Raw genomic sequence first — 18786 nt, 5'->3', positions numbered from 1 at the left:
TTGCGTCTCGCTCGCTCAGCCGAGGATGTCCAGTGCCGTGCGGATCATCGCCGCGATGGTCGGTGGCAGCCGCTCCTGGTCCGGGTCGTGGTGTGCGCCCTCGCGGTGGCGGCGCAGGTTGTGGCCCATGATCGCGGCCATCTTGGTGCGGGCCATGGCGCGGAACCAGTCGAAGGCGGGCGGTGCGGGGTGGCCGTCGAGGTAGGCGGCCAGCAGCTCTTCCTCGGTGGGCAGGCCCGGGATCTCACGGCCCAGTTGGGGGAAGTTGCGGTGGTCGGTGAAGAGCAGGAACCAGCCGAGGTCGGTGCGCGGGTCGCCGAGGCCCCAGATCTCCCAGTCGATGACGGCGGCGGGGCGCGCTCCCACGCAGAGGGCGTTGCCCAGCCGGAAATCGCCGTGGGTCAGGACCGGAGGCAGGCCCGCGGGCACGCTCGCCGCAAGCCGCTCGACCAACTCCTCTGCTCCAGGGCGAAGTTCGGGCGGTACGGCACGCATGGTGCGGCTCCACCGGTCGAGCTCGGCGGTCGGGTCGAGGGGCTCCGACGCCCCCGGAACCCGGGCCTCGGTCCTGTGCAGCCCGCGAAGGACGCCCGCCAGCGCCAGCATTCTCGTACGGCACAGACTCGCGTCGAGCCGGTGATCGTCGAGGACTGGCTCGATGGCCTCGCCGGTCACGAACTCCATGGCGAACCAGGCCGGTTGAGGCTCGTCCACGGCGACGACACCCGGCACCGGCACCGAGCCGGCGAGCGCGCGCAGGACGCGGGCCTGGCGCAGGACGTCGTTCCGGCCGACCGGCCGTTGCCCGGGCGGCACGGCCTTGACGACGTACGAGGCGTGGCCCGCGGTGATGGAGTAGGTGAGGCCCGAGTGGCCGCCGGGCAGTGTCTTCAGGTCGCCGAGCGGCTCGCCGGGATGGAGTGCGGCAAGCCGTTCGCGCACCCGCCCCGCCAGTCGTGTTACCTCGGTGAGCGTGCTCAACGCGCTCCCTCCTCCGTCTGCTTGGGCTCTTTGGGCAGTCCCAGCACCCGCTCGGCGAGGATGTTGCGCTGGATCTCGTCGCTGCCGCCGGCGATGCTGTAGCCAGGGGCGCCGAGCAGATGCTCGGTCCAGGCGAAGGTGCCCCACTCCCCCGTGTCCGCGGCGAGGCGCGGCCCCAGGAGCTGCTGTACGAGGTCGGTGGTGGCGCGCATGGTCGCGGTGGCGTAGAGCTTGCCGACGGACGCCTCCGCGCCGGGTTCACGGCCGGCGACCAGGGCCGCCGTGACGCGTAGGCCGATGAGCCGCTGGACCAGGGTGCGGACGAACAGGTCGCCCGCCTGCTGCTGTTCGCCTCCGGTGAGCGGCCGGGGCAGGTGCCGCGCCAGGTCGAGGGCACGGTCCGCGTTGTCCAGGCCGAGCGTGCCGGAGTCCAGCCGCTCGGCGGCGAGCACGGTGAGCGTCACCCGCCAGCCCTCGCCGACCGGGCCGAGCCGGTCGGCGTCGGGGACCCGGACGTCGTCCAGGTAGACCTCGTTGAAGCTGGAACCCCCGGTCATCTGCCGGATCGGCCGTACCGTGACGCCGGGAGCGTCCATCCGGACCAGGAAGACCGTGATGCCCGCGTGCTTGGGCATGTCCGGGTCGGTGCGGCAGACGGCCACTCCCCAGGTGGCGACCCGGGCACCGGACGTCCAGACCTTGTGGCCGCGCAGCACCCAGCCGTCGCCGTCCGCGTCGCGGACCGCCCTCGTGCGGACGGCGGCCAGGTCGGAGCCCGCCTCGGTCTCCGAGAAGAGCTGGCAGGCGAGTTCGTCGGTACGGAGCATGGGGCGCAGCCAGCGCCGCTTCTGTTCCTCGGTGCCCCAGACCCGGATCGCCGGGGCCACGAGCTGCTGCGTGACTGGGAAGACCTCGGTGCGCCGGGGCACGTCGAAGGCGGCCTCCTCGGCGCGGTACAGCTGCTCGTAGTGCGCGGGAAGATCGCGGCCGCCGTACTCCCCGGGCCAGCCGAGGGCGCCCCAGCCCTGGTCGTAACGGGTGCGCTCCCAGGCCCGGATGTGCTCGGTGCGGGCACGCTCCTCGTCCTCGGTCCAGTTCTCGAACACGGCCACGGAATCGTCGCCGCTGCCCCACTCCTGTCCCTGTGGGCCTCGGTGGGCCGCCACGCCCGACAGCCAGCGGCGGGCCTCGGCCCGGAAGTCCTCGGGCATCGGATGCGTACGGGTCACCTGCCTCGTCTCCCTTCCGCTCAGCGAGTCAGCACGGTGCACGCGCTGACGCCCGGCGCTCCGTAGACATGGGTGAAGCCGGTGCGCGGGTCGCCCGGTACCTGTCGTTCGCCCGCACGGCCCCGCAACTGCTGGACGATCTCGTGCACCTGGCGCAGCCCGGAGGCGCCGATGGGCTCGCCGTTGGCGATACAGCCGCCGTCGGTGTTGACCGGGAGGGCGCCGCCGATCGCGGTGGCGCCCGACGCGATCAACCGCTCCTGTTCGCCGTGTTCGCAGAATCCGCACTCGGCCATATGCATCACCTCGGCACCGCTCTCGGTGTCCTGCAACTGGCACACGTCGATGTCGTCCGGGCCGATCCCGGTCTCCTCGAAGGCGGCTCTCGCGGCGTCCGTACTGACGCTGGTCGGTGTGCCGCCGGGTGCCCACGGGCTGAACACCTCGAAGGAGCCGAAGCGCCGGGTGCGCACCACCGCCGCGCGCAGGGCGACGGGGGCGGTGCCACCTCCCAGCCCTCGGGCGACCTCGCGGTTGCACAACACCAGGGCGACCGCGCCCTGCCCCGGCGAGCAGAACATGTAGCGGGTCAACGGGTCGTTGACCATGCCCGAGGCCAGGATCTCGTCCGCGTCGAGCGGCTCGCGGCGCCAGGCGTACGGGTTGCGGCCTCCGTTGGCGTACGCCTTCTCGGCGACCAGGGCGAGGGTGCGCGGTGTGATGCCGTGGTCGTACATGTACCGCTGGATCTTCATGGCGAAGAACTGGGTGGTCACCATGAGGCCTTCGCTGCCGTACGCCTCGTCCAGTCCCCAGTCGGCGGGCCGCGGGTCGAAGGCTCCGCGCGGGTGCTTGTCGAACCCGACGGCGAGGGCGACGTCCGCCGCGCCGGCGCGGATCGCGTTGACGGCGGACACCAGGGCGCTACCGCCCGTGGCACAGCCGTTGCGGACGTTCACGAACGGCACTCCGGTCAAACCGAGTCGGGTGACCAGGGTGTCGGCGTTCCCGGCCGCGTCGCTGCCGCCGAACGCCGCCCGTACCCGGGACCACGGCAGCCCGGCGTCGGCCAGTGCCTCGTTCACGGCCTCCACCGCGAGCTGCATCCCCGTGGCCTGCGACCTGCCGAACGGGGTGATGCCGACGCCGCAGACCAGGACGTCGGCGGCTCCCCCGTCTCCGGCCGCCGGGTCGTATCCGTCGCTCGCGTCGTCCACGTCATCCACAGCGCTCGTGTCGGCCACGTCTCTCACGTCGTCACCCCGGCCGGATCGGCGAGGCGGGCGCTCGGCACCCCGTCGCCCGTTGTGATGGTCACCGGCATTCCGATCCGCACGTCCTCGGGGCGCACCCCGTGCAGGACCGCCAGAATCCGTACACCTTCGGGCAGTTCGACGTACCCGACCACGAACGGCCGGAACCCGTCCTCGGGCGCCGCGTACGGCGGCGACTTGGGCGCGTACCGCTGCACGGTCCAGGTCCACACGGTGCCCGTGGCGGACAGGGACACCGGTGCGGACGGGCCTGAGCAGCTCGGGCACGCGGGGTCCGCCGGGTAGACGGCGACCTCACAGCGCGAGCAGCGGGACCCGCGCAGCGCGCGACCGGGCACGGCCGTCAGCGCCCCTTCCACTGCGGCTCGCGCTTCTCCAGGAACGCGGAGACGCCTTCGGCCGCGTCCTCGGAGTTGAGCATGACACCGACGGCCAGGTGCTCCATGACCATCAGCGACTGGATGTCCGCGTCCAGGCTGCGGTCGATGGTCATCTTGGTGATCCACATCGTGAACGGGCTCTTGTCGGTGAGCTGACCGGTGAACTCCTCCACGGTCGCGTCCAGCTTGTCCGCCGGTGCCGAGGAGTTGATGAGACCGAATTCGGCGGCTTCCACACCGGTCAGGAGCTTGCCGGTCAGCATGAGTTCCTTGGTCTTGCGGACGCCGATCATCCGGGGCACCCGGTAGATGGGCCCCGCTCCGCCGAACAGCGCGCGGCGGATGTGGAAGTCACCGATCAGGGCGTCGTCCGCGGCGATCGCGAAGTCGCAGGAGATCATCAGCTCGAACCCGCCCGCGGTCACGTGCCCTTCGAGCACCGCGACGGACGGGGTCTTCATCGAGTACAGCCGGTCGCACACCTTCGCCGAGAGCACGGCCACGTCGATGGCGGTGGAGCTGCCGATGAAGTCCGCCTTGAGGCTGTCGAGGTCGAAGCCGGAGCAGAAGGTGTTGCCCCGGCCGCGCAGCACCAGCACGCGCAGTTCGGGATCGGCCTCGACCTCGGTGATGATCTCGTCCAGCCGGTTCAGGATCGGCACGGTCACGCAGTTCTTCTTGTGCGGCCGGTTGAGCCAGACACGGGCCACGTGGCCGTCCCGCTCGAACTGGATCTCGTCTTCGACAGCCATCAGACCTCTCCTTCGAACGGACGAAGTTGAACTGAACTGAGTTCACTTAGATTCTCGGGCTCAGTCAGCGACCTGTCAACCACTTCCCCCGCACGGCCGGCTGGAGCCGGTCGCGGACCGGAGTCCGGACGCCCGGCCAGGCCGAGGAGCCCGGCCAGCCGGACACGATGGCCGTCCGCGGTGCCGAACAGGGCCTCGTCGGCCCGCGCCCGGCGCACATAGAGATGGGCCGGGTGCTCCCAGGTGAAGCCGATCCCTCCATGGAGCTGCACATATTCCGCCACGGCCCGCCGGTAGGCGGTGGCACACACCACCGCCGCGGCGCTCGCCGCCACCGGCAGTGACCCGGCGGTCCGTTCCGCCAGGCAGGCCACCGCGTACCCGGACGCCGATCGCGCCGCCTCGGTCTCGACCAGCAGATCGGCCAAGCGGTGCTTGATCGCCTGAAACGACCCGATGGGCCGCCCGAACTGAGTTCGGTGTGACACGTACTCCAGCACGGCGTCCAGTGCGTGTGCGCAGCCGCCAAGCTGTTCGGCGGCCAGCGCCGTCCGCCCGGCGTCGCGCACGGCCTCGACGATCGCGGGAGCCTGTCCCGCGTCTCCGACCGGTTCGGCCTGCGCTCCCCGGAAACGCACCAGCGCCTGACGGCGTGTGGGGTCCAGCACCCGCCGCGCCGTACGGTCACAGTCGCCGGCCTCCGGTTCACAGGCGAACAGCCGCGGACCGTCCGGCGCTCTGGCCGCCACGAGGATCAGACCGGCGCCCTGGCCGTCGGGGACGAAGTCCGCCGTACCGCGCAGCAGCCAGCCGTCCGGTCCTCGCTCGGCGGCGACGTGCGCGTCATGCAGGAATCCCGCGACGGTCGCGGTGAGGGTGCCCGCGGCGATGCCCGGCAGCCAGCGTTCGCACGCCCGCCGGTCACCGCTCCCCAACAGGGCGTGTCCGGCGAGCACAACGGTCGACAGCAGCGGCGCGGGACACAGGACTCGCCCGGCCTCCTCCAGGGCCACGGCGAGATCACCGAAGGAGTAGCCGGCACCGCCGTACTCCTCGGGCAGCGCGAGACCGTGCACCCCGATCTCGCCGGCGAGCCGTTCCCACAGCACCTGGTCGTACCCGCGCGGACCGGCGATCTGTCGGCGCAGCTCCTCGGGCCCGCACGCCGCCGCCAGGAACTCCCGTAGCACTTCACGCAGTTGTCGTCGTTCCTCCGTCTCCAGCAGCAGGGTCGGATCGACATCGAGCCGGAACATCAGGGACCTCCCGCATCGCACTCGTGTGTTGTCCCGCGGCCTTCCGGGTACGTGGACCCGCTCGCGCGCCGCGCCGCCCCTCCTCCGGAGCCGCCCACTACGCCGTGAAGCGTCCGCCGTTGGCGAGCAGTACCGCGCCGACGAGGTTCGCCGCCTCGTCACTCGCCAGGAACAGCGCGATGTCGGCGATCTCCTCCGGCGTGGCGTACGGGCGTACACGGGGGTCGGCGAAACCCCTGCGCAGCACCTCGGGAGTGTGGGCGGCCATGGCGGTCTCCGTGGGCCCGGGGGCCACCGTGTTGACGCGCACGCCGAACGCGATGGCCTCCTTCGCGACGGACTGGCTCAGGGCGTGGACGCCGGCCTTCGAGGCCGCGTAGTGCGGATATCCGGTGAGCGCGTCGAAGGCCGCGGAGGAGCCGAAGGTGACGACGGCTCCCGAGCGGTTCGGCCGCATCGCGTGCAGCGCGGCGCGCAGGACGTGGAAGGTCCCGTCCAGGTTGACCCGCAGGACCCGTCGCCACGCCTCGACACCGAGGCGCGTGGTCACTTCGGGCGGCCGGCCGGCCAGCACCGCGTCGGCGAGCCACTGCTTCACGGCGGGGTCGTCGACTCCCGCCGCGTGGACCACGACGTCGACCCGGCCGTGCGCCCGCACCACCTCGTCGAACACCCCATCGACCTGCTCCGCGTCTCCCACGTCCAGCGTCACCGCGCGGCCTCCGGCCAGCCCTTCCGCCACCGATGCCACTGCGGGACCGTCGATGTCCGCCGCGACGACGACCTCGGCGCCTTTCAGGGCCAGCCCACGGGCGACCGCCGCGCCGATGCCCGATCCCGCGCCGGTGACCAGCGCGACGCGCCCGGCGAAACAGCCCTGCTCCGCGACCCCGTCACCCATGCGTCCACCACCTCACTCGGGTATTGAACTGACTTCATTTTTGCTACGGTGGGCCGCATGTCAACAGACGGCGTCGGGAGGGCGGGATGCGGGCGGTCCGGTTGACACACTGGGGAGGCCCCCCGGTGATCACCGAAGTGGAACGGCCCGAGCCCAGGAGCGAGGAGGTCCTGGTGCGGGTCGAGGCGGCCGGACTGTGCGGCTCGGACCTGCATGTGATCGCCGCGGCGCCCGGCGCCCTCCCCTACCTGACGCCCTTCACCCTCGGACACGAGATCGCCGGCCGGGTGGCCGGATCGGGCCCGGACGCCACCGGGCCACCAACCGGAGAGCGTGTCGTCGTCTACGGCCCCTGGGGCTGCGGGCGGTGCGGACACTGCTCGACCGGGGCGGAGAACTACTGTGACCGGCGCCCCGCACTGGACGCGGTGCGCGCGGGCACCGGGGCCGGGCTCGGACGCGACGGCGGCCTGGCCGACTTCGTGCTCGTACCGTCCGGGCGGCTTCTGCTGCCGGTCGGCGACCTCGCCCCCACCCAGGCGGCTCCCCTGTCCGACGCCGGACTCACCGCGTACCACGCCATCACCGGCATCCGACAGGCGCTCGACGAAGCCGGGGGCGGCGCGGGCGGCGCGAGCGTGGCCGTCATCGGTGTCGGCGGCCTGGGGCACTTGGCTATCCAGATCCTCCGCGCCACCACCTCGGCCCAGGTGTTCGCGGTGGACATACGGGACGACGCGATCGCCCTCGCCGACGACTGCGGCGCGCACTTCGGCACGCTCGTGCGGCCTGACACCGCCGATGTCCTGCGGAAACGGAGCGGCGACGCAGGGGTGGACGCCGTTCTCGACTTCGTCGGCACCTCCGCCACGCTCCGGCTGGGGGTGAGTGCCCTGCGGGCGGGCGGGCAGCTCACCCTCGTAGGCAGCGGAGGCGGTGAACTGACGGTCCGTAAGCCAGGGGCACTCCCTCCGGGACTGCGGATGTCACTTCCGTTCTGGGGCACACGCCCGGACCTGGAGCGGGTCATCGCACTCGCGCGATCAGGCGCCGTCAGAGTCGAGACGAAGCAGTTCCCTCTGTCCCGCGCCCCGGAGGCAATCGACACGCTCCGCTCCGGCGCGGTACGCGGGCGCGCTGTCCTGATCCCTGACTGAACTGAAGTCACGACGGACCACCCCCGCACGGGCCGGGCACCACTCGACGAAACCGTCACCTTCATCGACGGTTACCGACACCGCGGTGCTGTGGCCGAACAGCGCGAACGCGGCCCCGAGCGACGGTGCCACAGGTGACACCGGATACGCCCTGCTCCTGTGACAGTTGTCGTCCTTCGGAGCTCCGGTCGCCGTACGGCGTGGTGTCCCAGCAGTGGTGCGTGGTCTGTCGTATGCAGTGCGTGCGGTGACTTCGCCGTCACCGGGACGCCAGGCCACCAGGACACCAGGGGCGCGCTGCCCCCGTCGACGGAAAGGGATCCAGATGAGGGTAGCTGTCGCAGGAGCCACCGGCCGGATCGGTTCCAGAACGGTGGCGAGGCTCCGTGACCACGGTGTGGAGGTCGTGCCCGTCTCACGCCACCACGGCGTCGATGTGATCACGAGGGACGGTCTCGACGAAGCTCTGCGGGGCGCCGAGGTACTGGTGGACGTCACCGACGCACCCGCGCGCACCGAGGAGGCGGGACTCCAATTCTTCCGTACCGCTACAACCAACCTCCTGACCGCGGCAGTCGCGGCCGGCGTCGAGCACCACGTGGTCCTCTCCACCGTGGGAGCCAACTGGCTGTGGTCGGACTACTTCCGCGCGAAGCTGATCCAGGAGGACATGGTGCGCAACTCGCCTGTCCCCCACTCGATCGTGCGGGCCACTCCGTTCTTCGAATCCATCGAGGTCATGGTGAAGAAGAACACCTACTACGACCGCGTACACGTTGCCCCGGTCCTCGCCCGTCCCGTGTCGACGGACGACGTCGCCGTCGCCGTCGCACATGTCGCCGTGGGTCTACCGCTGTTCGGCATCCTCGAGGTCGCCGGCCCGGATGTGCGCCACCTCGACGATCTGGCGGCCGAGGTGCTGACTGCCCGCGGCGACGAACGACTTGTCGTCCCCGATCCGCAGGCCCGTTACTTCGGCGCCGAGTTGAGGGAGAGGACGCTTCTGCCCGGAGCGGATGCCCGCTTGGGCCACATGTCGTTCACCGAGTGGCTCGCGCAGCCCGTCGTCCACACGCAGGGGTGAGCTGTCATGAGTGACCCGGTCCAGCAGGTCGCCGTCGATCCCGTCCGGATCTCCGAGGAGGCAACCGTCGCCTTCGGCCGGGACCCGCGGGGAACGCCGACGACCATCACGTCCGCTCCGCGGCGTACCGAGTGGCCTTTGCCGTTCAGTCCAGATCGGACATGTCGAGGACGAAGCGGTAGCGGACGTCGTTGCGCCGGAGACGGTCGAGGACCTCGTTCACTCGTGCCGAGGGGAGCAGTTCGATGTCGGCGGTGATGCCGTGCTCTGCGCAGAAGTCCAGCATGGCGGCGGTCTCGGGCCTGCCGCCGCTGCCTGCGGAGCTGAGCTTCTTGCGCCCCACGAGCAGGTCCATCGTCTCCACGGTGACGGGTCCCAGATCCCCGAGGTGGCTGAGCGTCCCGTCCATGGCGACCAGGCGCAGGTAGGGGCCGAGATCGTGCGGGGAGGAGATGGTGTCGATGACGACGTCGAACCGGTCACGGGCGTCGGCCATCTGTTCCGGGTCCGTTGAGACGATGAGACCGTGGGCGCCGAGACGACGGGCGTCGTCGGCCTTGCCCGGTGAGCGGCTGATGACCGAGGTGTGGGCGCCGAGCGCCACGGCGATCTTGACCGCGAGGTGGCCCAGACCTCCGAGTCCCGCCACCGCGACGCGGGTTCCGGGCCCCACCCCGAGGGCGCGCAGCGGCTCCCAGACAGTGATCCCGGCACAGAGCAGAGGAGCGGCGGCGGCCGGATCCAGACCGGCGGGAAGAGCGTAGGCGAAGCGCTCGCGGACGACGTACTCGCGGGAGTAGCCCCCCAGTGTGGCCGATCCGTCGTGCCGGTCGATGCCGTCGTAGGTCAGGGTCGGGAAGCCGTGGCAGAAGTTCTCCTGGCCGGCCCGGCACATGGCGCACTCGCCGCAGGAGTCGACGATGTTGCCCACCGCGACCGGGTCACCGACGGTGAAGCGGGTGACCGCGGGTCCGGTCTCGGTCACCACGCCTGTGAACTCGTGTCCCGGCACCAGGGGCCGGCCTCCTCCTCCGTCCCGGGCGCTGACGGCGTGCAGATCGGTGTGGCAGACACCGCAGTAGTCCACCCGCACGGCGAGGTCGTCGGGGCGCAGGTCGCGCCGCTCCAGTGGCATCCGCCGCAGTGTCGACGACGGCCCTTCCACCTGCCAGCCGACGGTGCTCCTCATGGCGCCTCCTCATAGACAGACTGTTCGGTCTATTCACCGTAAGCACAATCGGCCCGTCGGGCAAACCAACTGTTCTGTTTGGTACCGTAGGAGCATGGCTGATCAGCCCCTTACCTCGCGTGGAGCCGCGACGTACCAACGCATCATCGATGTGGCGACCCAGGAGTTCGCCGAGCATGGGATCGCCGGCGCGCGCGTCGAGCGGATCGTGGCCGCGGCACGCACCAACAAGGCGCAGCTCTACGCCTACTTCGGCAGCAAGGAAGGGCTCTTCGAGGCCATCTTCTTCGGCTCGCTGGAGCGGATCGTGAATGTCGTGCCGATCGACGCCACCGACCTCGCGGACTGGGCGGTTCGCCTCTACGACGAGTATCTCCGCCGCCCCGACCTCATCCGACTCGCCACCTGGGCACGCCTGGAGCGACGCCCGACCGGCCACCTGGTCGACACCCCCGACCGCGTCGACAACCACAAGCTGGACGCCATCGCCAAGGCCCAGGCCGCCGGCCTGGTGCGCCAGGGAGACCCGTTCGACGTGATGGCCATGGTGATCGCCATGTCCATGGCGTGGTCACCGGTCAGCAATGTCTACGCGGCGACCGCGCAGGAGCCCCCCGAACTGCATGACCAGCGCCGCGCCCTGCTCCGCGAGTGCGTCCGCCGCGTCACGACAGCCGACTGAGGCCGGCACTCCCCGTACTCCGGTGACGAGCTGGAGGAGACCACGCTCCTGCCGGGTCCGGACGCGCACATCGCCGGGACCGGGCGCCGACTGGCGCGCGGCAGCATCTCCGACGCTCTCCATCAGCTTCCGCTTCCGGCCCGTTCCGCGGCCGTCAGCGACCCAGCGGTCGACAACGAGCCCTGAGACACCATCCTGGAGCCTGTACGGTGTGCCGCTCGACCGAGAGAGACATGATGTCCCCGACGATTCGCAGAGCCGTGATCCCCGCAGCCGGCCTGGGCTCCCGCCTGCTGCCCCTGACGAAGGCGATACCGAAGGAGATGCTCCCGGTCGGCGACAAGCCGGTCATCGAGCACACCGTGCGCGAGCTGGTGGACTCCGGTATCACCGACATCACCATCGTCGTCTCCAGCGGCAAGAGCCTCATCCAGGACCACTTCCGCCCCAACGCCGCCCTCGTCGAACAGCTCCGCGCGGACGGCAAGACGGCCTACGCGGAGGCGGTGGAGGAGGTCGCGGAGCTGGCCCGCCGAGGCCACATCACCTACCTCGACCAGCACGGTCCGTACGGCAACGGCACTCCGGTACTGAACGCCGCCCGCGCCTTCGGCGACGAGCCGGTGCTGGTGCTGTGGCCCGACGACGTCTTCGTGGCCGAGGTCCCCCGCGCCCAGCAGCTGATCCGCGCGTACGAGCAGACCGGCTGCCCGGTGCTGGCCCTCATGCCGATGGACCCCGCCCACTCCCAGCGCTATGGCGTGCCCATCGTCAAGGAAGACCTCGGCGACGGCCAACTGCGCATCACCGGCCTGGTCGAAAAGCCCGAGCCCACGGCCGCCCCGTCGTCGTACGCGGCCATCGGCGGCTACGTCGTCACCCCCGGCATCATCGACGAACTGCGCGAGCAGACCCGCCGCTGGTACGAACACAGGACCGGCGAGGTGTACCTGACCGACGCCATCAACGCCTACGCCTCCACCCGCGCGGTGTACGGGCAGGTCATCAGTGGCCGCTGGTACGACACCGGCAATCCGGCCGACTACCTGGTCGCCCAGATGGCGTCCGCGCTCGCCCACCCGGACTACGGCCCCGTCCTGCGCGGCCTGGTCACCGGCCTCGAGGTCGACCCGGGCTAGGCCGGTGACCAGGCCGTCACCCATGCCTCCTTGTGGCCCTTCTTGCGCACCGTGATCGTCAGGTGCCCCTCGTCGTCCAGGCGGCCGATGTCACCCCCCGGAGACCAGCGGTCCGTCGATGCCGGAATCACCCCGCCGCCGTGCGGGTCCCAGTCGCCGCGGAAGACCTGGCCGCCGGCCGGCAGGATCTCGCCGTCGCCACGATGCGGATCTTCAACGACAAGGCCCATGGCAGCCAGTAGCAGGCGGTGATCGAGTGCCGGCACCCAGCAGCGTTCAGCGATTAGCGGCCAGCACTGCCGCGAGGCCCTCTTGCAGATCCTTGACGAAATACTCGGGAACCTCCAGCGACGGGAAATGTCCCCCGTTTTCGGGCGAACTCCATCGGACGATCTGTCGATACCGCTCCTGTGCCCAGGGGCGCGGGCACTTCTCGACGTCGCGGGGGTACATGCTGATTGCTGACGGGACGTCGACCCGAAGTTCGGGGTCCAGCGAGTTGTGGCTTTCGTAGTAAATGCGGGCCGACGATGCGCCGGTCCGCGTCAGCCAATACAGGGTGACATTGTCAAGAACGCGGTCCCTGGAAATCGTCTCGAACGGGCTGTCTTCGGTGTCCGACCACTCGGCGAACTTGTCAAGGATCCAGGCAAGAAGCCCGACCGGTGAGTCGACGAGCGAGTAGCCGATGGTCTGCGGTCGGGTGGCCTGCTGCTTCGCGTACGCCGCGCGGTGGCGCCAGAAATCGCGGTTTTCCTCGGTCCACTTGCGCTCGACCGCCGTCAGCCCGTCCGTCGTCAACCCGGGCGGTGCCTCCGCGAACGTGGTGTGGATGCCGAGAACGTGCGCCGGGAACCTGCCGCCGAGGACCGTGGTGATATTGCCTCCCCAGTCGCCGCCGTGGGCTGCGAACTTGCTGTAGCCGAGCCTTCCCATCAGTTCCACCCAGGCGGCCGCGATCTTTTCGGTTCCCCACCCGGTGGTGGCCGGCTTGTCGCTGTGACCAAAGCCCGGTAGCGACGGGACCACGACGTGGAACGCCGGCGCGTCCGCGTCTTTCGGATCCGCCAGCTCGTCCACCGCATCGATGAACCGAGCAATGCTGTCCGGCCAGCCGTGCGTCAAGATCAGAGGAGTGGCATCCGCGCGCGCGGATCGGCGGTGCAGGAAGTGGATTCCCAGACCATCAATGGTCATGCGGAACTGGCCGATCCGGTCAAGGCGCTCTTCGAACGACCGCCAGTCGTACCCGGTGCGCCAGTAGTTCACGACATCGACGAGGTCGGCGAGAGGAACGCCCTGCTCCCATCGGCGAGAGCCGGGCGCGGCGCCATGGACCGTCTCAGCCTCCGGCAGTCGCGCCGCGGCCAGTCGCGCGCGCAGATCGTCGAGGTCAGCGTCAGTCGCATGGGCTTCGAATGCTTGCACGTCGCTGGTTGGACGGGGCATGAGGCCTCCGTAAGTTGTTAGGCGGCCCGGGAGGGCCGGATGTGGCTGATGAGGCCTTGCCTGCAGTGGCTTGCCAGGAGTGGCCGTCCGGCTCTCCGGGGCGCCCTGGCTGCTGCTGGCCATCGCGGAACCGGCTAAGACGGTTCTAGCAGTTCTCCGAGCCACGCCGCAACCAGCTAAGGTGGTTCCATGCGTGCTGGCTTCCCTGACTTCCGCCTCGGCAACGTGCTGGCGACCAGCTTCACGGGGACTCTGTCGGAGCGTCATGGCGACGCCGTGGAGCGCATTCCCACGCCGCACCGACTGGTCGACTGGCTGGCAGTGAGCGGCCTCGCCGTGGACTCCTGCACCACTGCCCAGCTCGACCTCGCTCGGGAACTGAGGGAGTCGATTCACGCCGCCGCGACAGCGGCCGCGATCCAGGACGCCCTCCCTGCGTCTGCCGTCCAAGTCATCAATGACCGCAGCGCTCAAGGTCGGGCCGCGGCGATCCTGACGCCCGAGGGCAAGCGGCAATGGCGGCTCAGCTCCGCTTCCTGCGTGGAGGATGCCCTCAGCGTGATCGCCGCCGACGCGATCAGCATCATCTCGGGCGAACGAGACGGAAAACTGGCCTTGTGCGCCTCACCGACCTGCCAAGCCGCCTTCTTCGACACCAGCCAAAGCCGCACTCGCAAATGGTGCGACATGAACACGTGCGGAAATCGTCAGAAGAAGGCGCGCTTCCATGCCAACCAGCGCAAGAACCCCAGATCAGCGGAGTGATCGTTACCTCGGTACATCCAAGTGGGCCTCGCGCCCGCGACATACGGTGTGCTCCGATAGTCCCAGTCGTGCTCGCTGCCGAAGAGCGACGGGAAAGCGACGGGAATCCTGACGCGGGATTCCAGAAGGTCATCCGGAACTATTTGACGGCCACGACCATCGAGACAGCATCAACTTCAGGGCCTGGCTGTCTTGGGTGTTGGCCGCAGAGAGTCCGACGCGTAGGGGCGGTCCGTTCGCGTGGGACGGGACGTGCATCTTGGAGCCGGGCTCACCCCGGTCCACGGGGCTCGGACCTGCAAGCTCGATTGGCTGAACCGCCGTGGCGGACTGAGCCGTTCTCGCACGAGTTCCCGCCCGCCGAGGAGCGGCCCATCGCCTCGCGCCGAACTCGCCCGGGCCCGCAACGATTTGGGCGCCCCCAGGGCCTATGAGGAACCGACGCGTGCGGTCGCCGCGTGGCAGCTGATCGACGACGTGCCGTGGGACCGTCGCCTTCGGCCGCACCCTGCTCGCCGTACGGTCCGTTCTCGCGGAACGGGGCGGCCGTTCCGCTCAGGACATGGCATCGGTGCGCGGCGTCAATCGCCATCTGCACGCCCTCGCCACAGCGGCGACCACGCACGAAGCCGGTGCGGCCTGAGAAGAAACGCGCAGGTCAACCGAGCACTGTCCGCAGGATCGTACGGCGCGGACGCTCCCGCCGCCGCGGTCCGTGGCCCTCCGCTGCGCGGAACCCACCGCCCCCATCGTCAATCGAGCGTCCATTCGACGTGTAACCCCGCTCGTAAGACTCCCCTCGGATCAAGGCCGCTGAGCCCGGCCCCGGGACCTGGCCCCGCGAGGTCACGGAACGAGGGAGTACGAACGTGAGCTGGACCGTAACGGGCTCCTCGGGCGCGGTCAGCGCCCGGGAACGCGCGATGCGCACGGCGGGGCCGTGTATGTCACCGACTCCTTCTCCCCGGTGCTCTACAAACTGCCCTTGGGCAAGGGGGGCGAGCTGCCCGAGCAGAGCCAGGTCGAGTCCATCCCCCTCAAGGGAATCCCCTACAGCGACGAAAACCAGGGCTGGAACGCGAACGGCATCACCACCACCCCCGACGGCTCAGCGCTCCTGATCGACCAGACCAACACAGGCATGCTGTACCGCGTGGACGAGGCCAGCGGCCAGGCCACGCCGGTCGATGTCGGCGGCGCGGACATGAGCTGGGGCGACGGCATACGTCGGGAGGGGCGCACGCTCTACGTCGTACGCAACTTCGCCAACACGCTCTCCGTCCTGCACCTCAACAAGGGCGGCACGGAGGGTCGGCTCACTCACGAGGCGACCGATCCGCGGTTCGACACCCCCACCTCCGTCGCCCGCCACGGCGACATGCTCTACCTGCCCAACGCCCACTTCAACGCCGCCGACCCCGCCAACACCGACTACGCCATCACGGCGGTCCCGGACCCGGCCTGACACACATGCGGCGGCCAGGCGCACCACCCGGCCGCCGCAGTGGCCCACCTCCCCGTGCCGGCGCCAGTGACGCCGGCACGACCGCAATAACGAGGTGGGCGGCGGCGCGGGCCAGGTCCAGCAGTGGCTGACGAGCGGCTGGAGCACGCGGCACGTCGCGTGCACGATCAGGAGAACCGCCGGTGCGCTCAGGCACGCAAGATGCTGATAACCGGGCAGGGCATGCTGGACTTTCACCGGCGCGCTGGGGTCCCGAACGCGACGACCCGGCGGAGGTCGAGTTGGAACCGGCGGGTGACGCCGGCACCAGGGCCGCGCCTCCGTCGTTCTGGCCGCCGCGCTGCGGCAACTTGCCCTGCCGCTGTAGTCGAAGCTGCTGATCCGGATCGACGGCGCGGCCTTCAGCCACGCCCTCCGCGGCCACCTCCAGACCCTGACCCCCAGCCGACGCCGGGTGCGCTGGGTGGCCGGCTGGGCCGTCAACGCCACGGACGAGCAGGCGATCGCGCTGCTGCCCGAGCAGGTGTGGGCCACCGCGCTGCGGCAGGACGGCGAGTCGCATGAGATCAAGGGCCCTGATGGTGAGTGGCTGTCTTACCAGGTCGCCGAGCTGACCGGGGTCCGCGACCTGACCGGCTGGCCGGCAGGGACGCGGCTGATCGTGCGCCAGGTCAAACCGTCGCGGCGGGATGCGAAGAAGCTGACCGTCTTCGAGAAACGCACCGGCTGGCGCTATCAGATCGTGACTGCGAACTTCCCTGCCGGCCAGGGGCTGTCCGGGGTGCCCGCCTCCGGGCAGGTGTGGTTCGTGGACGCCCTCTACCGTGATCACGCCGATGTGGAGGACCGCGTCAAAGCGATCAAGCACGTCGGCCTCGGGCCGCTGCCCTCGAAGTCCTGACAGCGCGCCACCCGGCTTCCGGCCCTCACCTGACGGCCGGCCACCACCCCGACGACACCGGAGAGGAGCAGACCGCGCCACCCTCGGGCCCGTGGAACCCGACGCCCTCGCAGCGTCATGCGAAGGCCGATCCCGACACGTAACGGGACATATCGGGCAGTCGACCGCACACGACACCGCCGTCAGCCCTCGGGAGGATCGAGGTCAATGAGACGGTTCGCGTGATGACATGCCTCGGCGAGGAACGGACGCCAGTAGGATTTTCGCGTGTTCCTGCAGCCACTCCCGCAGAGTGAGCGGTTTACGCTCCAGCGTGCGTTCGACGAAATCGTTGAGGGCCCAAACAACTTCGTTCTCCTCCTCGTACGAGAAGAAATTCCAGAGCTCCGACGAGGGGCGCACACCGAACTTGTCGTATTCGTTGAGGAAGCTTTCCTTGCTGCCGTCGTGAGTGATCTTCTCTCCGAAGACTTCACTCATGAGCTCGGCAACGTCACTGTAACGCTTGAGATCATGCCCGTTGTTCAGCGTGTGGAACTGGCCGATATGCCGGTGGTTGTCCGAGAGGAACAGGCGTCCGGCGACTTCGGCTACATCCCGTGGATCGATCCACGGGATGAGGCGGTCGTGCCAGATGAGCTTGCGTTCGCGGCGTAGACCTTCCTTCGTCCGCATGAGATTGTCCATGAACGTGGCGCCGATGTTGAGATAGGTCACTGGCAGAACACTCTCGTCGAGGATCCGTTTCGCCATGGGATGTTGTGTGGGGAGCCCTGAGCCCAGGTCATGTATGTGCTGTGGAAAGCGCCGCGGGTTGGCCTCCGGCTGCAGGCCGAGAACGCGCAGGACATGGACGGCGGTTCCTGCTTCCCTGATGGCGGCCACCAGGTTCGTCATGGCGAGCCGTTCGTCCGTTCCGGTAGGAGCGACGACGAAGACTCCCTCCATCCCCTGCACGGCAGACTCGAGCGAGGAGAGGTCGAAGTAGTTGGCGTAGACGGCTTCGGCATACGGGAAATCGCGACGGAGATCGTCGAGACGTTGCCGGTTGCTGCTCACCAGGCGCAGCTGGATCTGCGGTGCCTGGTGATGGAGGAATGCTGCCAGTGGCCTGCCGACACGGCCGGCTGCACCAAAAATGAGAATGCTGCGCGGAATGAGCTTCCCGTTGTTGCCGCCAGACATTTAATACCCTCTCGAATATGTTGCCGGAAATCGTCGGCTGCGCCGATGACGCTGTGGCTCGGTGACACCAGGGCTTTGCTGACCATCGCGCCTGGGATGCGCCGACGAGTCGGGGCACCCGAACGCGGTGTCCGACCTGGCGGAGGTCGAGTTGACATGGTGGTGACGCTCGCCACGGGCAGGGAGCTAGCCCGCGCCTTGGCGCTCGGGCTCGGCCCCTGACGTCGTCTTCGTGCCCTTGTCGCCCCGAGACGCGAAAGCATCGACCAGGGCCGTTGCCTCGGCCCGGTCCATCGCCTCGGCGATCACGCGGGCTTCCTCCAGGCCCGCCTTGTCACGGGTCATGTGCCACGAGCGCAGAAGTCGCCTGGTCTCTCCCAGGGCGTGCGTCGGTCCCGCCGCGAGCCGCTCGCCGAGCCTCACGGCGCGCGCGTCAACAGATGCGTCATCCACGACTTCGGTGACCAACCCCCACTCCCGGGCCTCCTCCGCGGAGAGCACGCGGCCGGTCAGGGCGAGTTCCAGTGCGCGTTGCTGTCCTATCGCTCGCGGCAGGAGGTAGGACACTCCGCAGTCGGGCGTCAACCCCACGTCCGCGTAGGCCAGGAGGAACTTCGTGGAGGCGGCCGACACGATCACGTCACAGCTCAGCATCAGCGCCAGACCCGCGCCCGCCACGGCTCCCCGTACCGCGGCGACGACCGGCTTCGAAAGCCCGGCCAGGCGTTGGAACACGTCGTCGACCATCATGGCCAGCTCTTCCACGTACGCCGCACGGTCCGGTGCGGCGGCCATCGTCGCCACGTCGCCCCCGGCGCAGAACCGCTTGCCCTCGCCGAGCACGACGACCGCACGCGCGTCGGACTGCGCGGCCCGGTCGACTGCCACCCCGAGGGCCTGGGCTGTTGGCAGATCGATGGCGTTCGCCCTGGTCGGCCTGGCCAGGATGATCCGGGCGACGCCTTTCTCGCAGGTGTAACGGACGAGGTCCTTCATG

At 69.6% G+C, this 18786-nt stretch carries 18 protein-coding genes and 2 pseudogenes; 7 read left to right on the top strand and 13 right to left on the bottom strand.

Annotation, left to right across the window (positions count from 1 at the left end; genetic code table 11):
• Positions 1-15 precede the first annotated feature (15 nt).
• From FNH08_RS02430 to FNH08_RS02400, 7 genes are all read right to left on the bottom strand, one after another.
• Complete coding sequence (locus FNH08_RS02430) at positions 16-981, bottom strand: phosphotransferase family protein (RefSeq protein WP_152769551.1); 966 nt, start codon at positions 979-981, stop codon at positions 16-18.
• A complete protein-coding gene (locus FNH08_RS02425) occupies positions 978-2192 on the bottom strand; it encodes an acyl-CoA dehydrogenase family protein (RefSeq protein WP_152769582.1) in 1215 nt (404 codons plus the stop codon). The genes FNH08_RS02430 and FNH08_RS02425 overlap by 4 nt, the downstream gene beginning before the upstream one ends.
• A 38-nt stretch (positions 2193-2230) precedes the next feature.
• On the bottom strand, positions 2231-3427 hold the full coding sequence (locus FNH08_RS02420) for a thiolase family protein (protein ID WP_322723534.1): 1197 nt from the start codon (positions 3425-3427) through the stop codon (positions 2231-2233).
• Positions 3428-3459: 32 nt separating this feature from the next.
• A complete protein-coding gene (locus FNH08_RS02415; RefSeq protein WP_322723518.1) occupies positions 3460-3822 on the bottom strand; it encodes a Zn-ribbon domain-containing OB-fold protein in 363 nt (120 codons plus the stop codon).
• Between the two features lie 5 nt (positions 3823-3827).
• Entirely contained in the window at positions 3828-4616 is a 789-nt protein-coding gene (locus FNH08_RS02410; protein WP_152769550.1) for an enoyl-CoA hydratase/isomerase family protein, read from the bottom strand.
• Positions 4616-5872 carry an acyl-CoA dehydrogenase family protein gene (locus tag FNH08_RS02405; RefSeq protein ID WP_152769549.1) on the bottom strand — a complete coding sequence of 419 codons (1257 nt, stop codon included), beginning with the start codon at positions 5870-5872 and terminating at the stop codon, positions 4616-4618. Before FNH08_RS02405 ends, FNH08_RS02410 begins: the two co-directional genes overlap by 1 nt.
• A 97-nt stretch (positions 5873-5969) precedes the next feature.
• Complete coding sequence (locus FNH08_RS02400; protein WP_152769548.1) at positions 5970-6773, bottom strand: SDR family NAD(P)-dependent oxidoreductase; 804 nt, start codon at positions 6771-6773, stop codon at positions 5970-5972.
• 125 nt (positions 6774-6898) lie between these two features.
• Here FNH08_RS02400 and FNH08_RS02395 point away from each other — a divergent pair, with 125 nt between their 5' ends.
• Together FNH08_RS02395 and FNH08_RS02390 are read left to right on the top strand one after the other, a co-directional pair.
• A complete protein-coding gene (locus FNH08_RS02395; protein ID WP_322723515.1) occupies positions 6899-7930 on the top strand; it encodes an NAD(P)-dependent alcohol dehydrogenase in 1032 nt (343 codons plus the stop codon).
• A gap of 325 nt (positions 7931-8255) precedes the next feature.
• On the top strand, positions 8256-9014 hold the full coding sequence (locus tag FNH08_RS02390) for an SDR family oxidoreductase (protein WP_152769546.1): 759 nt from the start codon (positions 8256-8258) through the stop codon (positions 9012-9014).
• Positions 9015-9159: 145 nt separating this feature from the next.
• On the opposite strand, the gene FNH08_RS02385 is transcribed toward FNH08_RS02390, so the two are convergent.
• Positions 9160-10203 carry an NAD(P)-dependent alcohol dehydrogenase gene (locus FNH08_RS02385; protein ID WP_152769545.1) on the bottom strand — a complete coding sequence of 348 codons (1044 nt, stop codon included), beginning with the start codon at positions 10201-10203 and terminating at the stop codon, positions 9160-9162.
• Positions 10204-10297: 94 nt separating this feature from the next.
• Between FNH08_RS02385 and FNH08_RS02380 the strand changes: the two genes are divergently transcribed.
• Positions 10298-10885 carry a TetR family transcriptional regulator gene (locus FNH08_RS02380; RefSeq protein ID WP_152769544.1) on the top strand — a complete coding sequence of 196 codons (588 nt, stop codon included), beginning with the start codon at positions 10298-10300 and terminating at the stop codon, positions 10883-10885.
• A gap of 236 nt (positions 10886-11121) precedes the next feature.
• Positions 11122-12024, top strand: a complete 903-nt coding sequence (locus FNH08_RS02370) for a UTP--glucose-1-phosphate uridylyltransferase (RefSeq protein ID WP_152769543.1) — start codon at positions 11122-11124, stop codon at positions 12022-12024.
• Positions 12025-12062: 38 nt separating this feature from the next.
• Here FNH08_RS02370 and FNH08_RS02365 read toward each other — a convergent pair.
• Both FNH08_RS02365 and FNH08_RS02360 read right to left on the bottom strand, forming a co-directional pair.
• Positions 12063-12221: pseudogene (locus tag FNH08_RS02365) on the bottom strand (fatty acid--CoA ligase); the annotation flags it as partial.
• A gap of 79 nt (positions 12222-12300) precedes the next feature.
• Entirely contained in the window at positions 12301-13473 is a 1173-nt protein-coding gene (locus FNH08_RS02360) for an epoxide hydrolase family protein (RefSeq protein ID WP_152769542.1), read from the bottom strand.
• Positions 13474-13662: 189 nt separating this feature from the next.
• Between FNH08_RS02360 and FNH08_RS02355 the strand changes: the two genes are divergently transcribed.
• Positions 13663-14238: a CGNR zinc finger domain-containing protein gene (locus FNH08_RS02355; RefSeq protein WP_152769541.1), complete on the top strand. Its 576-nt coding sequence runs from the start codon at positions 13663-13665 to the stop codon at positions 14236-14238.
• A 162-nt stretch (positions 14239-14400) separates the two neighbouring features.
• Here the strand turns inward: FNH08_RS02355 and FNH08_RS51510 are convergent.
• Positions 14401-14544 (bottom strand): annotated as a pseudogene (locus FNH08_RS51510) (IS5/IS1182 family transposase); the annotation flags it as partial.
• 634 nt (positions 14545-15178) lie between these two features.
• Here FNH08_RS51510 and FNH08_RS02350 point away from each other — a divergent pair.
• Both FNH08_RS02350 and FNH08_RS02345 read left to right on the top strand, forming a co-directional pair.
• On the top strand, positions 15179-15703 hold the full coding sequence (locus FNH08_RS02350) for a lactonase family protein (protein ID WP_152769540.1): 525 nt from the start codon (positions 15179-15181) through the stop codon (positions 15701-15703).
• Positions 15704-16166: 463 nt separating this feature from the next.
• Entirely contained in the window at positions 16167-16604 is a 438-nt protein-coding gene (locus FNH08_RS02345; protein ID WP_152769539.1) for a hypothetical protein, read from the top strand.
• 204 nt (positions 16605-16808) lie between these two features.
• On the opposite strand, the gene FNH08_RS02340 is transcribed toward FNH08_RS02345, so the two are convergent.
• Together FNH08_RS02340 and FNH08_RS02335 are read right to left on the bottom strand one after the other, a co-directional pair.
• A complete protein-coding gene (locus FNH08_RS02340) occupies positions 16809-17789 on the bottom strand; it encodes an NAD(P)H-binding protein (protein ID WP_152769538.1) in 981 nt (326 codons plus the stop codon).
• Positions 17790-17975: 186 nt separating this feature from the next.
• Complete coding sequence (locus FNH08_RS02335) at positions 17976-18785, bottom strand: enoyl-CoA hydratase/isomerase family protein (RefSeq protein ID WP_152769537.1); 810 nt, start codon at positions 18783-18785, stop codon at positions 17976-17978.
• Between the last annotated feature and the right edge of the window lies 1 nt (position 18786).

This window comes from Streptomyces spongiae, assembly GCF_009377185.1.
Taxonomy (GTDB): domain Bacteria; phylum Actinomycetota; class Actinomycetes; order Streptomycetales; family Streptomycetaceae; genus Streptomyces; species Streptomyces spongiae.
The sequence above is the reverse complement of the archived record's forward strand: the minus strand, read 5'-3'. Positions and strand labels throughout refer to the sequence as shown.